The 15,562-nt window shown below is 63.3% G+C and carries 12 protein-coding genes; 1 reads left to right on the top strand and 11 read right to left on the bottom strand.

The features are described 5' to 3' along the window. Positions 1-489: 489 nt before the first annotated feature. The 4 genes from EA187_RS12725 to EA187_RS12710 all read right to left on the bottom strand — a co-directional run bounded on the left by EA187_RS12725 (position 490) and on the right by EA187_RS12710 (position 4,161). Positions 490-954, bottom strand: coding sequence for a tellurite resistance TerB family protein (locus EA187_RS12725; protein WP_115604805.1), 465 nt, complete (start codon positions 952-954; stop codon positions 490-492). Positions 955-1,081: 127 nt separating this feature from the next. Further along, on the bottom strand, positions 1,082-1,816 hold the full coding sequence (locus EA187_RS12720; RefSeq protein ID WP_115604807.1) for a hypothetical protein: 735 nt from the start codon (positions 1,814-1,816) through the stop codon (positions 1,082-1,084). A 9-nt stretch (positions 1,817-1,825) separates the two neighbouring features. After that, positions 1,826-2,401, bottom strand: coding sequence for a hypothetical protein (locus tag EA187_RS12715; protein WP_127780488.1), 576 nt, complete (start codon positions 2,399-2,401; stop codon positions 1,826-1,828). Beyond that, positions 2,398-4,161, bottom strand: a complete 1,764-nt coding sequence (locus EA187_RS12710) for an oligosaccharide flippase family protein (RefSeq protein WP_115604810.1) — start codon at positions 4,159-4,161, stop codon at positions 2,398-2,400. Before EA187_RS12710 ends, EA187_RS12715 begins: the two co-directional genes overlap by 4 nt. Positions 4,162-4,272: 111 nt before the next feature. Between EA187_RS12710 and EA187_RS12705 the strand changes: the two genes are divergently transcribed. After that, positions 4,273-4,836: a hypothetical protein gene (locus EA187_RS12705; protein WP_115604812.1), complete on the top strand. Its 564-nt coding sequence runs from the start codon at positions 4,273-4,275 to the stop codon at positions 4,834-4,836. 39 nt (positions 4,837-4,875) lie between these two features. Here EA187_RS12705 and dnaX read toward each other — a convergent pair whose 3' ends face one another. The 7 genes from dnaX to EA187_RS12670 form a co-directional block, all read right to left on the bottom strand. Further along, the gene (gene dnaX / locus EA187_RS20425; RefSeq protein ID WP_164856246.1) at positions 4,876-7,470 is read right to left on the bottom strand and encodes a DNA polymerase III subunit gamma/tau; all 2,595 of its coding nucleotides are present in this window, start codon (positions 7,468-7,470) and stop codon (positions 4,876-4,878) included. A gap of 250 nt (positions 7,471-7,720) precedes the next feature. Further along, positions 7,721-9,592 (bottom strand): phospholipase D-like domain-containing protein, encoded by a 1,872-nt coding sequence (locus EA187_RS12695; RefSeq protein WP_164856245.1) that lies wholly within the window; start codon positions 9,590-9,592, stop codon positions 7,721-7,723. 47 nt (positions 9,593-9,639) lie between these two features. Continuing rightward, the gene (locus EA187_RS12690; RefSeq protein ID WP_127780487.1) at positions 9,640-10,929 is read right to left on the bottom strand and encodes a phospholipase D-like domain-containing protein; all 1,290 of its coding nucleotides are present in this window, start codon (positions 10,927-10,929) and stop codon (positions 9,640-9,642) included. 11 nt (positions 10,930-10,940) lie between these two features. Further along, positions 10,941-11,666: a lamin tail domain-containing protein gene (locus tag EA187_RS12685; RefSeq protein ID WP_127780486.1), complete on the bottom strand. Its 726-nt coding sequence runs from the start codon at positions 11,664-11,666 to the stop codon at positions 10,941-10,943. Between the two features lie 65 nt (positions 11,667-11,731). Further along, positions 11,732-13,369 (bottom strand): hypothetical protein, encoded by a 1,638-nt coding sequence (locus tag EA187_RS12680; RefSeq protein ID WP_127780485.1) that lies wholly within the window; start codon positions 13,367-13,369, stop codon positions 11,732-11,734. Between the two features lie 106 nt (positions 13,370-13,475). Continuing rightward, the gene (locus tag EA187_RS12675; protein WP_115604824.1) at positions 13,476-14,384 is read right to left on the bottom strand and encodes a hypothetical protein; all 909 of its coding nucleotides are present in this window, start codon (positions 14,382-14,384) and stop codon (positions 13,476-13,478) included. Positions 14,385-14,498: 114 nt separating this feature from the next. Then, entirely contained in the window at positions 14,499-15,530 is a 1,032-nt protein-coding gene (locus tag EA187_RS12670) for a hypothetical protein (protein WP_127780484.1), read from the bottom strand. Between the last annotated feature and the right edge of the window lie 32 nt (positions 15,531-15,562).

The raw sequence follows: 15,562 nt of genomic DNA, 5'->3' as shown, positions 1-15,562 counted from the left end.
GCTGACGCTCAGGTGACCCTCGGTCATCACGCCAGATGACCCACGGTCACCTCGCCAGATGACCCACGGTCACCTCGCCAGATGACCCACGGTCACCTCCCACCCGCATAAACGCTGACGCTCAGGTGACCCTCGGTCACCACGCCAGATGACCCACGGTCACATCGCACCCAGATGACCGGGGGTCACCCCTCACACGCATAAATACTGACGATCAGGCGACCCTCGGTCACCACGCCAGATGACCCACGGTCACCTCCCACCCGCATAAATGCTGACGCTCAGGCGACCCTCGGTCACCTGAGCGCGAGTACGAAAACCAGTGACAGCACGAGCACCAGCTCGAACTCGACAGCCCCCCAACGCCCTCACGTACCTCCCCACCCTCGCGCACCACCAGAGCCCCTCAACCACACAACCACAAAAAACGCCCCGGAATCGCTCCCGGGGCGCAAACAACGCTCAAGCGTCGATAACCTGCCTTACATGTTAAAAATTTTCTTCGCGGGAAATCTTTCGGATGATCAACGACTGCGTCTCGGCGCTGATCCCGAAGGACTGCACCATCTGCTGCAACAGAATCCGCTCATCCTCGTGCACCTCCTGATCCGAGATCGCCACGAGCGAGGAGAGGTAATAGGCCTCCTCACGCAGCCATTCGTCGCCGAGTTTGGCGCCCAGGGCAACAAAGAGCTCCGAGAGAACGCCGGGGGTGGGCTGCATCTGACGCGCCCGGGCGATGGAGGCCTGCACAAAGCCCTCGGGGGACTGGCCGCCATTCCACTTGAGCATGCCGATGGCCTCGGTGAGCTCCTGCTCCTCTTCGGGCAGAATCTTGCCGTCGATGACCTTGGTGGCGACCAGAGTGTCGATCAGCGCCTCGTTTTGCTCCTGGGTGAGTTTGGCAAAACGACGTTCGGTGAGCTTGTTAGCAATCATCTGAAAGATGGGCATCAAATCCTCCAATCGAGCTAAAGATAGGGGTGGGTGAAAACAACACATGCGAGCATGAATCAGTGTGCGAACACTAACAGCGCGCCCACCGTAGACACAACTACGTTAACCCCGCCCACAAAAGGCCCTACCAGCCGATCAGGCGCAGGAGGTCGACCAGGCCGTAGCGCTCGATCAGCGCCTTTCGACGCCTGGCCAGCTGATGCTCTCGCCGCGCCCGCGGACTCATATCGCGCAGCTCACCGGCGAGCTGCGCGGCGATGGCCGCTTCGAGCTCCTCGCGCTCGGCGGCTTTCAGGGCTTCCCAGTAGGCCTCGATGAGCGCGCGATCGGCAGCCTCAAGCTCCTCAAAACCAAAGTCCCCGCGCTCTTGACTGAGCTCCCGCGCTCGCCGCCACCCCTGCCGGTAGGCCTCCCGCCAGCGCTCCTCGGCGCTGGCTCGCCCGGCCTCCTCGATCGCGTCGAGGGTCTCGCGCAACAGCTCCGGGTCGCCGCTTTCTCCCCGGCTCTGCGAGGAGGACGCGGGCGGCGGCGATGACGACACCTCAGCGCCCTGCCCGCTACCGCTGCCCTCACCGGCCTCGGGTGCCAGATGCATACCGGACTCGGCGAGTCGCTCTAACTCGGCTTCGATGAAAGGCCAGCACTGACGCACCGAGCGGGGCCTGTCGGCCTCGCCATAGGCTCGAAACGCCTCCTCGATGCCCCGGCACACCGCGGCGGCCGGTGCCCCCTGCTCCTTAAGCGGCAGGAGATACGCCAGGTCTTTGGGGCTGGGGATGTACGTGCGCCCGCTGAGCGCGGTGAAGAAGTACTGCACCTGCTCGATAAACCCGAGCTGCCCCGGAGGAAGATGACTCATCGCCCCATCCTACTCGTGAGGCTCGGTCGGAAGCCCCTCATCGGAGGGCGACGCCTCCGGGGTCCGCTCATCAAGGGAGGACGCCTCGTCCCCAGTAGGATCGGCCGTCCCGGGTGCGTCGCGCTCTTCCCGTTCGCGGGCGCGAAACGCCTCGCGAGTGATGCGCTCGCGCATCCACCATACCCCCTCCTCGGAGACCCAGCGCTCTACGAAACGCTCCTGGCGCACGGTGGTATCGGGCAGCTCATACCACTCCTGCTCGACCTCCAGGGTGGCCTCGAAACCATCCTCGGAGAACTCCACCTTGCGCAGCGCCAGCTCCACCACGCGGTAGTCGACGCCGAGCTCCTCGTAGCGCCCCAGAAACCCCTCGCGGGCGGCCTCATGCACCTGCTGGGAGGCCTCCTCCCAACGCGCCCAGCGCATGTTTTTATGGAAGTTGCGCGCCGCCATATCCAGCGCCGCCGGATCGGCGGGACGTTCGGCCACCTGGGCCGCCGAGCAGCCCGCGCCCACCAGGAGCACCGTCCCCAGCAACACCAGCGCTGCGGCCAGCCACGATCTCAGGCCTTTCTCGATCTTCATGCCTTCCTCGTCTTCTTGCTGATCACCGCCTTGAGGCGAGCCATGTCGGTCGCGGTGAACTCACGGGTTAAGAAGAGCGTGGCCAGCAGCGCCACCCCCATCGAGGCCATCTTAGCGACGACCATCGCGAGGTACACAATTTTGCCCTGGGAGGCCACAAGCTCCACCCCCAGGGGCACGGCCATATCGATGCCCCAGAGCACGCCGGCGGCCAGCAACAAGCGACCCAGGGTCGCCCAGGGGGGCGCCGCGCCGAAGGCACGCCACAGCCATCCCACGCTGAGCAGACAGCCCAGCACCATGGCGATGGTGGTGGCGATGGCCGCCGACTGCATGTAGTCGGTGGCCTGCAGAAGAAAGGGTGCCGCAAAATTCGCCGAGGCCTCGGCATGGGCCTGGGCCTGGGCCACCACACTCAACGCGTCACCTGTGGGGCTGACCGGCGCCACGGGCACAAGCCCGGCCATCGCCTCGGCGTGGGTGCGGGTCAGAAACACGTAGTTGAGTACCGCGCTCAACCCCAGCGAGGCCCCCATGATCACCACCGCCGCCAGCGGATGCCCCGACCCGATGATCATCGTCGTGGCCACATAAAAGAGCGCAAAGAAGATGATCGACACGCTCAAGATGGAGAGCGCCACCGACGCCGCCTGATAATCCGAGGAGTAGAGCGCCCCGATGATCGAGTCGGCGTTAAAGGCCAGCACCATCGCCACCGCCGCGATCAGCATCGAACAGTAGCGCAGCGTGCTGCGCACATAGGCCCGCGTCTGGTCCGTATCATCACTGAAGGTCGACTGGCTGATCATCGGGAAGATCACGAAAGTCACCGCGATCACGCCCTGGTAGGGAATGCGCGCCACGTTGAGCACCGCCCCGTAGAAGCCGGCGAACTTGTTGCTCATCAGCGAGAAGAGCGACTCCATGCCGCTTAAGTGCTCGGGCACCCCGGAGGCAATGGCCTTGAGCACAAAGAAGTCCGCACGCATCAGCCCGTTAAGCGCGAAGGTGTAGAGCATGATGAGCACGAGGTAGTTGAGCAGGCGTTTAAAGGCCTGGCGCGTCTGCGCCTTATCGAGCCCTCCCTGGCCCACCCCGGCGGCACGCCGCACCCGCTCTCGCCGAAACAGCCACACCCCGGCGATGGTGCAGATGATGCCCGCCGCGCCCACAAAGCCCGCCACCGCCCCGCCCACCCCGAAGCCCAGCAGCACGAGTCCGACAATCCCGAGCATCTTTAAGGTGGAGAACCCGAAATCCAGGCTGGCCTGACGCGCGAACTCCTTGAGCCCGTTAAAGTAGCCCACAAAGATCGCGTAGAACGCATAGAAGAAGATGATCAGCGCTGAGAGCCGCAAGAGCGGCACGAGGGTCATGTCGTTGAAGCTCGCAGCGATCCAGGGCGAACCCAGCGCGTAGAGCGCGGCCACCGGCACACCCAACATCAGCTGCATGCGCACGGCCATGTTGACCAGGCGGCCGGCCTGATCGGGCTGCTCGCTGACCAGCTTACTGACCGCGTTGAGCGTGCCCGTGATCATCACCATATTAATGAGCCCGATGGACTCGGTGATGATTTTAAAGACCCCAAAAGCCTCGGCGCTTCCCAGCATGATGGGAAGCCCCAGCTGAATCACCGCGCTGGTCACCAGAAACCAGACCTTGGCTGCGGTAATGATCAAAAACCCACGGCCAGCCTGTTTGACCGACGCCTCGTCCATGGGCCGCGCCTTCTCGGCGTCTCTCTCTTGCGCGCTCATCTCGCCTCGTATCTTCAGTCGATCGACAGGTGCGGTTGTGGCATAAAACCGGCTCGTGTCAACAATGCTGGCTCACCCTTCACATCGAAGCCCCACCCCAGGATGTCTGCTATGCTCCGACACATCGCCGCATTTGGCTTTTTTCTCATGATGAGTCTGGGAGGCATCGTCAACGCTCAGACGCAAGAGGCGCCTGCCCCCGATGCCCCCCCCGCGGAGCACGAGGCCACGGTCGAACACGAGGCCAACGCAGGACAAGACACCACCGCAGAACGCGTCGCCCCCCCCAGGTCGACCTTCTTCGACGCCAACCACCGCCAGCGCATCTATGAGCAGGGGCGCTTAAGCCACATCCGCGCCGCCCTCTACACACTTCTGCTTCCCGGACTGGGGAACTTCTACGTCGAGCAGTACATGCTGGGCACCGTGGCGATGTCGCTGACGGTCTTCGCGGGCATCTTTCTGGCCTACGGCTTAAGCCTCTCGCGAAACGATCTGGTGGGGCTGGGCGCCGGGGTGGCGGGCCTGGCCTACGGCGGCGGGCTCATCACCAGCTACCAGGGCGTGCGCCGCTACAACCTTCAGCTCCAGCAGAGCCTGCAGCTCGACCGCGCCTCCGCCCTCGCCCCGGGCGCCCCGCGCACCTGGGGTTTGAGCCTGAGCGTGACCTTCTAACCCCGAACACGTGGCCCGACACTCGCCGGGCCGAACGCCTCACTCGTCAAAAAGTTTGACGCTGACGCGCACATCCTCCGCGCCGAAGAGCTTCTGGGCCTCGGCGACGACTGGATCGGTGCGCACCTCTTCGACCAACTCCGCGCGGCGGCGCCGGATATCCTCCTCGCGCTCCTCAGCCAGGTTGGTGACCCCGCGGGCGGCCTCCTCGTCGATCTTCTCCACCACCACCCGCCAGCCCTCCCCGAAGATGCGAACCACGGCGTCTTCGATCGTCCTTTTACGGGCGTCCTCCTGGGCGATATCGGCAAAGGCCTCGGTGAAGTTGAGGCGAACCTCCCCCTCATCAAAACGCTGCACGTAGGCATACTCACAGGCCGCGGCCACAGGCGCGTTGCTCTGCCGCACGAACTCCACGACCGCCTTCCAGCGCTGCTCCGGCGTCTTGAGCGGAGCAGTGTCCGGGACCTCCAGCGCATCGACATCAACCTTGGTGAGGCGTTCGGGGATCCGCGGTTTGGGAGGGGCGGCGACTGCAACGTCGTGCTCCGGCTTGAGTTCGAGTTCGGGTTTGGGCTCGGGCTCAACCTCAACCTGGCTCTCGACCTCGACCTGACCCCCGGTCACCGAAACCTGACCCTCGGTCACCTCACCTTCGGTCACCTCAACATAACCCTCGGTCACCTCACCTTCGGTCGCCGGAGCATGACCCTCGGTCACTTCAGCATGACCCTCGGTCGCCTCGACATGACCTTCGGTCACCTGACCCTCGGTCACCTCAACATGACCCTCGGTCGCCTCGACATGACCTTCGGTCACCTGACCCTCGGTCGCCGGAGCATGACCCCCGGTCACCTGACCTTCTGTCGCCGACACCTGACCCTCGGTCACCTCAACATGACCCTCGGTCACCTCAACATGACCCTCGGTCACCTGACCTTCGGTCACCTCAACATGCCTCTCGGTCACCTCAACATGACCTTCGGTCACTTCAGCATGACCCTCGGTCACCTGACCTTCGGTCTCCTCAACATGCCTCTCGGTCACCTCAACATGACCTTCGGTCACTTCAGCATGACCCTCGATCGCCTCGACATGACCCCCGGTCGCCTCACTCTCGGTCACCTCAACATGACCCTCGGTCACCTGACCTTCGGTCGCCGACACCTGACCCTCGGTCGCCTGACCTTCGGTCACCTCAACATGACCCCCGGTCACCTCACCTTCAGTCACCTCAACATGACCCCCGGTCACCTCAACATGCCCCCCGGTCACCTCACCTTCGGTCACCTCAGCATGACCCCCGGTCACCTCAACATGACCCCCGGTCACCTCAACATGACCCCCGGTCACCTCAACATGACCCCCGGTCGCCGGCGCGACCTCACTCAGAGTTTTTTTTTCTACGGGTGCAGCAGACGCAACACGGGCGGCCACCACGGGCGGTGCGGGACGCTCCGGCCATGCGATCTCCCCGCCGATATCGTCGGAGAGGGCCTCTTCGAGAAGACCGAGGCGATCGACAAGCAGATCCAGGCCGACCATCGGCTCAAGCGCGGCCAGGCGTACCAGTGTCATCTCAAAGATCAGCCGCGGGTATGGCGAGCGATGCATCTTCTGGGCGCCCTCCACCATCACGCTAAAGCAGCGGTGCAGAAGCTCCTGAGGCTGTCCGGCGATTTGCTGGCGAGCGACCTGCAGTTCGCTCTCAGTCAGCTCCGTCACCAGTTCGGGATCCTGGACCACCGAGGTGACCATCAGGTCGCGAAAATGCGTGACCAGCTCCGAGGCAAACTGCTGCATGTCGTAGCCGTAGCGGTTGACCTCGTCGACCACCACCAGGGCGCGCTCGGCATCGTGGGTGAGCACCGCCTCCGAAAGATCGAAGAGATGGCGGCGGTTGGCCACCCCGAGCACCTCGGCGATCTCCGACTCTTTGATGCTCTTGCCGCTGAAACTGATGATCTGATCGAGCAGACTGAGCGCATCGCGCATCCCACCGGCCGCCTGGCGGGCTACGATCTGCAAAGCGGCCCGCTCCGCGTCGATGCCCTCCTCCCGACAGAGGTGCTCCAGGTGCTCGACGATGTCGTTCTGCCCGATGCGCTTGAAGTCAAAGCGCTGGCAGCGGCTCAAAATCGTCACCGGAATCTTCTGCGGCTCGGTCGTCGCAAAAATAAAACGCGCGTGGTCCGGCGGCTCCTCCAGGGTCTTCAACAGCGCGTTGAAGGCCTCGGTGGTGAGCATGTGCACTTCGTCGATGATGTAGATCTTGTTGCGATCACGGCTGGGGGCATAGCGCACCCCCTCACGCAGCTCACGGATCTCGTTGATGCCGCGGTTCGACGCCCCGTCGATCTCAAAAACGTCGACCGACTGCCCCTTCGAGATCTCCTGACAGGAGGCACACTGATAGCAGGGCGTGGCCGTGGGCCCCTGCTCGCAGTTAAGCGCCTTGGCCAGAATGCGCGCCGTAGACGTCTTGCCCACCCCGCGCGCCCCGCAGAATAGGTAGGCATGGTGCACCCGGTCCTGCTCAATGGCGTTCTTGAGCGTGCGGGCGACATGGCCCTGACCTACGACCTGTTCAAAATGCTCGGGGCGCCACTTCCTGGCCAACACCTTGTACGACATCGACTTCCCTACGCCAAAAGGTTGCTCGGGTGCCCGCGCAGACCGCCCGCCCGGCACACCGGCCTGTGTTCTACTGCACTCAAGGCTCAAAAAAAAGGCGGCTCCTCCGCCCTGTCTTCCCCCGGACACAAAAACGCCGCCCGACGGGGATGTTTCCCGGGGCGGCGTTCTTCAGGGCTCCACACATCAACCAGTGGTAGCGAGAGGGGGCCGGATAGCCCCCCAATCAGGCATCATCACTCCCATACAATCACGGAGAATTGGGCTCACCAGGGGTGGCGATGATAAAGCTGCGGAACGCCTCGTTGACGTTTTCCCCGCCCTGACCGGCCGCGCATTGCTTCCAGCTCGAGCGTGCGTCGCCAGCACCCACGTTACCGTCGGCACCGATGATGCGTTCCATCGAGTAGTTTGTATCACCTTCTCGCCCGCCAAAATAGGCCGGAGATCCATCGCCGGCGCGATCGATGACGACCTGGCGCGTATTGCGAAGCTGCAGCTGCATCGAGCCGCTCTTGAGGTTGAGGCGGCGGAAACGCGGATCGTTGGCCGTGTTCAGCACAAAGTCCGGGTTGGTAAACGCATGCTCACCCCGCTGCGGATCACGCTCGGAGAGAGGCACCGTGTTGTGATCGAGCACCAGGAAGTACTCCCCGGGATCGATGACGGTACCGGGCGTAAAGCCCATGGTGACGTCCTGACCGTTACTCAACGTCCACATCGAGAGGTTAATCGGCTTATCGGTGGTGTTGTAGAGCTCGACAAACTGGTCGTTGGTCACCCGACGACGGCAGTCCAGATCGTTTCCACCACCGCAGTTGTGGTCGGAGGGATCGCGCTCCCCGTTCCATCCGTCGAAGTGCACCTCGCTGAAGACCACATCACCGGGCCGAACCTCATCATCGCAGGTCAACGCGTCGCTATCCTTCATCAGCGTGCACATCGCCGTGGAAATGTCCTTACCGGTATTCCAGATGTTGTAGAACTCCTCCAGGTACTGGTTGGTGATGCGCTCACCACGCAAGATGATCAGGATCTCGTCGTTGGAGATCGTCGCTGCCGAAGACCAGTTGAAGCTCCCGGTGATCACCCGCGCGTTGGGCGTACCGGCGTCCAGGATCATCGTTTTGGCGTGCAGGCGCCCGCCACCGGCCTGATAGTCACCGGGAAGCCCGGAGTTCTCATTGCCGTCAAGCCTCATCGGGATGCCGTTGGCCGCCAGGCGATACCCCTGGTGGTACTGCCCGTTACCGTGCAGCTGCGAGCGGTCCAGCACGCCCACCACGCCTTTGGGACGCTCCAGCGGCGGCAGCGTATCAAACCCGTTGGCCTCGTTGTACGCCTCGAACTCCCGCTGGCGGGCGATAAACTCGCTGGCCACCTGATCTTTGGTGAACGCAAAGATCGTGAAGTAAATCGAGGTATCGACGTTCTTAAGTTCCTCCAGAATCTTACCCATCGCGTCATCTTGCGGCGAAAAGAGTACTTCGACCTCGGTATCCCCGATCTGGAAGACGTTGGGGAGCGTGGTCGGGTGCTTGGCCGCCGAGAAGCGTCCGTCAAACATCTGCTCGAACTCCGCGGTGTAGAGTTCGGCGTGTGCGACGTTATCGAACCACACCCAGTTGTTGTTGTTGTAGGTGAACTCGGAGTTGGAGATGTTCCCGGTCCCTACAAATACAAAGCGGTTGTCCACCACGAAGAACTTGTCGTGCATGATATGGAACTGGTTGCCGGTCTGAATCGGCACCTTGTGCTGCTCCATAATGTCGTAGCCGTAGGACCCGCGGCTGTACTCGCCAGCATCGGCCACAAGGCGCACACGCACCCCGCGGTAGTGGGCGCGCACCAGCGCATCGACGATGTTCTGCTTGTTAAAGCCGTACACCGCCGCATCCACCGAAACGCGCGCCGCATCAATGCGCTCGGTGATGAATTCGCTGGGCTTACGGTTGAACTCCGTGCCGCGCTTAAAGCCCGGGGAGTTGAAGAAGACCTCGACGCTGGGCGTATCGAGAGTGTCCAGATCGCCCGGATCGTTGAGGCCGCAGGCCGCGGCGCTCAGCGCGAGCGCCGCCAGCACCAGAGTTCGCGCCATGCTTGCCATACCTCGGATCACCATCGTGTGCTCCCGGCCAGATTGCTCAAAAACGTTGGTCGTCGTTTCCATCACTGAGCCTCACTCCAGAGCTGCTGCCAGGCGTCCACAAAGCTCTCCACCGCGTCGTAGCGATCGGAGCCGAACTCCACGATTTCCCACATCGCCCCGTCGACAAAGGTGTCCGACTTGTAGATGTGTACCCGGTCGTTGGGCACGCGGCTGATCACGTTGAGGGGGGCACCTTCCCACAGGTTATGGCTGAGCATCTGCACCAGCCGCGGGTGGTTCCGCCCGTCCCTGCCGCGACCGGCGTCGTTGATAATAAAGGTCGGCAGCTGCCCCATCGACGCCGGCGCGCGTACGGCCCCGATGGCGTCCAGGTCGGCATCGACCGAGGTACCCTGGGTCGACCCCACCAGCACCCGCACATCGAACCCGGCATCGCGCTTGTAACGCAGCGCGTTGATCAGGTCGCCGTTTTGCAGGTCGTTGGTCATCAACCACACCGAGCCTTTGGCGCGGTAGACTTCGTCGATGATGTTCTTAACCAGGCGTTCCTGAGGGTTGAAGGTCACCCGCATCTGACCGCGGTTGGTCTGGCGCAGGGTCACGTTCTGGGTGATCGACTTGAGCGGGCCGTTGTACACGCTGAGCGTCGTCGAGAAGACCCCGCCGTGCATCTGATTGAACTCGCGGCGGAAGCTGCGCGCGAGATCTTCACTCATCGCCCGAAACGCCAGCCACATGGGCTGCGCATCGTTGATCGGCGCGCTGACGTTCCACACCGTCGTGGTGTCGACCACCACGAAGCTGTGACTCATCACGTTATAGGCGTCGGGACGATTGACCATGTTGTCGTTGTTGCTGGGCACGCCACTGGCCGCGGTGCACACGATGTAATCGCCCGAGCTATGGTCGTCGCAATAGCCCAGAACCGTGGTCAGCGTGGGGTCGGGCAGATAGGAGATCGGCCCATCGCCCAGCACCGTGTCGATGTCCGGGTTGCCCAAAAGCGCCTGAATGCCGCTGACCGAGCTGCTCTCGCTGTCGCTGACCACGCGCACCGCGACTCCGCGGGCCGCGGCGGCTTCCAGGGCGTCGACGATGGCCGGCTCCTCCAGCATGCCGAAGGCCGCCTCCACCTGCTCGCTGGCCCGGTCGATGTCCCGGACCATCCCGGCGATGACGTCAGCCTGCACGTCGTCGCCCACGTAGTAGTCCACGTAGGTGAACCAGCCCTCGTAGTCGTCGCTCTGAGCCCGAGCCGGCTCCACCCAGTCGGTGGTCGTGGTGGGCGCCGCCAGCGCCAGCACACCGGCCAGCGCCAGGGGCGTAAGATAGGGGATTGTGCGTCGCATCTTCGCTCTCATCACTCAAAGCCCCCGCTGGTGTTGCTGCCGGTGTAGTCGGCGCTGTTGGCCTGACCCGGACTGGCCATCGTGTAGGTGCGCCAACCCTCGGCGATCTTGCGCTCGCCGCCGGTGCCCATCACATCATCGATGTTCGAGGTCCAGGCCCGGTCCTGGTTGCCGCGGTTGCCAAAGAGCACCTGGGTGCGCTCCATCGAGCGCGTCGTCACCAGGTCGTAGCTCCCGGCAAAGATGTACTCCTCGCGAGAGCCACCCGAATCCATCAGGCGGCGGTCGGCGTCGCGCAGGTTCACGTACACCGCGCGCTTACCCAGCTTCAGCCCTTCGAGGATCACATCCGCCTCGGCCCCGAAGGCGCCGTCGGCTTTGGCCGCGATCACAAAGAATTCATTGGGCTGAATCGGCTCTTCCATCTTCGGCAGACGGAAGCTGCGCGAGTAATCGCCGCCGATCTCCAGGTTCCAGCCCGAGACATTGACCGGCCGGGGGTTCTTGTTGAGCAGCTCAATAAAGACGTCGTCCGGGTCGTAGGACTTATCGTCGGAGACGCTCCCGGCCCAGTTGATCTCATTGACCAACATGTTGCCGCGCTCACCGGTGGTCGGCTCGCCATCGGTCTCCCAGCGGTAGAGCACCTGCTCGGAGGAGGCCCCCGGGTCGGAGGTGTCTACACACCCTGCGGCGGCTGCCACCAGCAGCCCCGCTGTTAACCATCGCGCTCTCATCTTCTCTCCCTGGCGCCAGAAGGCGCCGCTCCAAATCTCAACCCACACCTATCGTCGACGCGGTCTCAGAAGACCAGAGTCGCACCGGCCGAGACAGCCCAGAACTGCTGGAGGTTGTCCACGCTACCGCGAGCGCTACCGGCGTTGCGGGTGATCTCGATCTCGTAGAACTCACCCGGCAGGAAGATGCCGCCGACACCGTAGAGCGAGAGCGCGTCGTTGGCCTGGTAGCTCAGGCTCGCGTTGAGTTCGGTTCCCAGCGACTTGCCCAGGCGCTGCTGCGCTTCGAGCTGGTCACGCGAGTAACCCGAGGGAAGACGGTCGCCGGCGGCGTCCAGACGGTCAAAATCAAGGTTGGTCGAGCCGGTGTCCTGGTACATCCAGGCGCCCAGGTCCAGGCGAAGGCCCTGCTCCAGGGTGGCGCCCAGGCCGGCGTGCAGGATCTGGGTGCCGCCTTCGCGGCGGATGTCATGCTCGCCGTGAGCGATGCCGTCGCGGCTGACGTACGCCGAGGGGCGCCAGCCGTTGTACCGGCCCATGTTCAGGCCGCCGGCGTAGGAGCCGCCCATCGAGACAAAGCCGTGGTTGTACTGCAGGCCGTCGGCGCCGTACTGCGCGCCGTCAGCGCGGAAGTACTGCAGCGCCAGCGAGAGGCCGGCCGGGCCCAGGTCCATGTCGCCGCTCAAGCCGGCGCCAAAGGCCTGACCGTCGATGGCCACGTCGTGCACGCCGATGTTGACCTCTTTGCGGTCGATGCCACCGGAGTAGGCGTACTCGCCATAGACGCCCAGACGCGCGGCATCCAGCTCCAGGAAGTAGCTCGCGCGGGCACCGGCCAGCCACGAGAAGTCGTTATCCGAGAAGTTCCCCAGCGTGCCCTCGTGGGTGCGGTCGGCGCCGGTTCCCGCGCCGCCGATCGAGGCGAAGTAACCAAAGGCGCGCGCCTCCAGGCCCTCGACCAGGTCGGTGTTCTCGTAGACCCCGCCGTAGCGGAAGGTGTTGGTCTCACCGCGCATGTTGTAGACGAGGTCGCGACCGGAGTGCCACTGCAGGAAGCTCACCGTATCCGGGCGTCCCTGGGAGGCGTAGAGGTCAAAGGCCAGGATGCGAACCCGACCGGCCTCTTCCATGTCCAGGGTCAGCGTCAGACCGTCGACGTTGTCGCGCAAGAAGTAGTCACGCGGGGTGCCACCGATGGTGTGGGCCTGGCGACCAAACTTCGCGCTGAGTTCAAAGCCGTCCACGTCCACCGCGGTCCAGTCCACGTTGAGGTCGTAGACGTAGAAGAACCCGCCGTACTCGTTGGTGCCACCGATCTGGTCGCTGCCCCAGAGTCCGGAGTGGCTCGCGCTGAAGTTGAGGCGAGTATCGTCGAGCACCCGGTAGTTCGCGCCGAGCGCGATCGAGGTGTAGGCGAAGGTGTGGCGATCGTCGGTCTCGATGCGCTCCTGGTTGCCGTTTTCTTCGTCCAGCTGACGGAACCCGGCGTTATCCGAGGAGTGCACTTCGCTGGTCAGACGGAAATCCCACTCCAGGCGCTCATCCTCTTCTTCTTCCACCTCAACCGGGGCGATTTCGGGAGCCTGCACCTTACCGGTGCTGACCGCCTCTTCCGGAGAGAGTTCCTGAGCCAGCGCCGTCGACGGCACCACCATTGCACCCAACAACATCCACGCACCCGCGCGACCTGCATTGATCTTCATCTTCTTCTCGTCTTTTGCTCGGACTTTACTGCGCCAGACCTTCGCATCGCGGGCGAGGGTCTCCGGCGAGACAATTTCTAAGGATTCGGTGTAGGAGAGCGCCTGTTTACTCTTCGATGCGCTCCAGCTGGCCCAGGGCCGTAATCAGGAGGCGTACCCCGAAGCTGTTGATCACCGGGGCCGTCACCTGCACGACTTCCCCGAGTTTCGGGCCCACGCCGCGTCGACCCAGCTCGGCGTCCAGACTGACCAGCCATTCCACGCTCGGATCCTCCAACGACTGCAGCCGCATCTCGTTGAAGTTCTGGTTCGTCGGCTCCAGCACCACGCGGCCGGTCACCCGGCGCACTTGGTAGACATCTTCGCTGGCGCTAAAGTGGCGTTCCACCTCCTCAAAGTGCACCGGAATGCGCGCATCGGGGGTGTTAATCACCTCTTCTTCGCTGTAGGAGAGGACCGCCAGGGAATCGAAGTTTTTCATGATGCCGCGGACTTTGATGCGGACCCGATCGCCGATATCAAACTCGGCCAGACGCGAGTCTTTGAGCACCAGGATCCCGCCGCTGGCGTCCTCAAGGGTGTAGCTGCCGTAGTAGCGCTGCTCGATCCCGCACACCGTGACCTTCTGGAAATAACGGGGGTGCGTGGTCACCACGCCTTCGATCACCGCCGGGAGCTCGTTGAGCGTGGCCGGAACGGTCTGATCCCAATCCCGCTCCGGATCGCAGTCTCCCGAGACCGGGTAGGGCTCGCCGGGGCTGAACCCGAACCACACCACCTCGTCGGGGTAAAGGGCTTTGACATCTTCGATCGGCACTTCGCCGGTGAAATCGTAGGGCGTCGTCGAGAAAGCGATCGGGTCCTGGACCTGCCCGTACTCGCCATCGGAGAAGTAGTCGGCCGGATCTTCACCCAGCTCAGGCTCCACACACGCAGTGGCGCCCACCAGCGTCAGCGCGACAAGCGCACCCACCGGCAGCTGGCGAGAGCCCGTACTTCGGCTTCGCGTCATCATCGTATCTCGGGAAGAAAAGAAGTGTCTTTCGGTTCGCGTTGGCCCCCAAAACAGGAGCCAAAAGACGACGAGCCGGCCTCCCCCTTGAGGGGGCGGCCGGCTCGTCGAAGGCGATCAGTCTTCGAAGCTGGGCGGATCAAAGAGCCAGCTGAAGTTGATCGTATCAAGCTGCGGCGAGGGCTGCGGAGTGGCCGCCGGATCTGCCACGTAGCGCGCATCGTAGGGATGCGGGTGGGCGACGACCGGACCCATGAAGGTCACGCAATCTCCCTCGGCCAGGAAGTTCGAGGAGGAGCGCAGCGTCACCGAGAACTCATCGTTCTCACCGTAGACCATGGTGTAGCACTTGCTGGAACCACCACACTCGGTGGGGGCACCAACCAGCTCACCACCGACGCGCACCAGGCGCTCGTAGTGGTCCATGGTCAGTTCGCCGTCCAGGTCGATGTAGGGCACGTCGTTATCCGCACTGACGATCTCAAAGCCGCTTACCGACTTAATCTGCGCCTGACCGCTATAGTACTGATACGACTCGATGGTGAAGTTGATCTTCTGCCCCACCAGAATCGGCTCGACAATGGCTTCACTCAGGTAGAACTTGGCCACGCCATTGGCGTCCTGAACCCAGAAGCGCTGCTGACCCTGGTCAGCATTACCCGTCTTAAAGCTGGTGGCGATGATGGTCGCTCCGGTGACTTCCACCGGGGTATCCAGCGTAATGATCACGGAGGAAGGCTTGGGATTGCCGTCGGGGAACGTCTCGCCGCTAAGAGGAGTAGGCTCCAGCAGGTCGAGGTAGGCGCCCAGACCGGCGTCCTCAAGCTGAACCGTGGTCGAGGGGGTGCCGCCGCTGTGGTCGTCGTTTTCGAAGTCACCGACCTGGCCGGCGAAGAGAGAGTTCTTCACGCAGGAGTTCGGGTTGGGGCCGGTATCAGGCTCGGTGTCCGTGTCCGGCTCCGTATCGACATCGGGCTCGACGTTGGTGTCTTCGTCGTCGGTGTCTTCACCGCCAGCATCGGGATCACCGCCGGTATCCTGGACGGTGTCATCATCGCTGGGATCCTCGGCTCCGCCGCAGGCCGTAAGCGGCGCAAGGGCCAGAGCCATTGAACAGAACATCAACGCCAACAGATTTCGCTTCGACATGTTCGTTTCCTGCTTTGTGTGGTCACGTTTTG

Source organism: Lujinxingia sediminis (assembly GCF_004005565.1).
GTDB lineage: Bacteria > Myxococcota_A > Bradymonadia > Bradymonadales > Bradymonadaceae > Lujinxingia > Lujinxingia sediminis.
The sequence above is the reverse complement of the archived record's forward strand: the minus strand, read 5'-3'. Positions and strand labels throughout refer to the sequence as shown.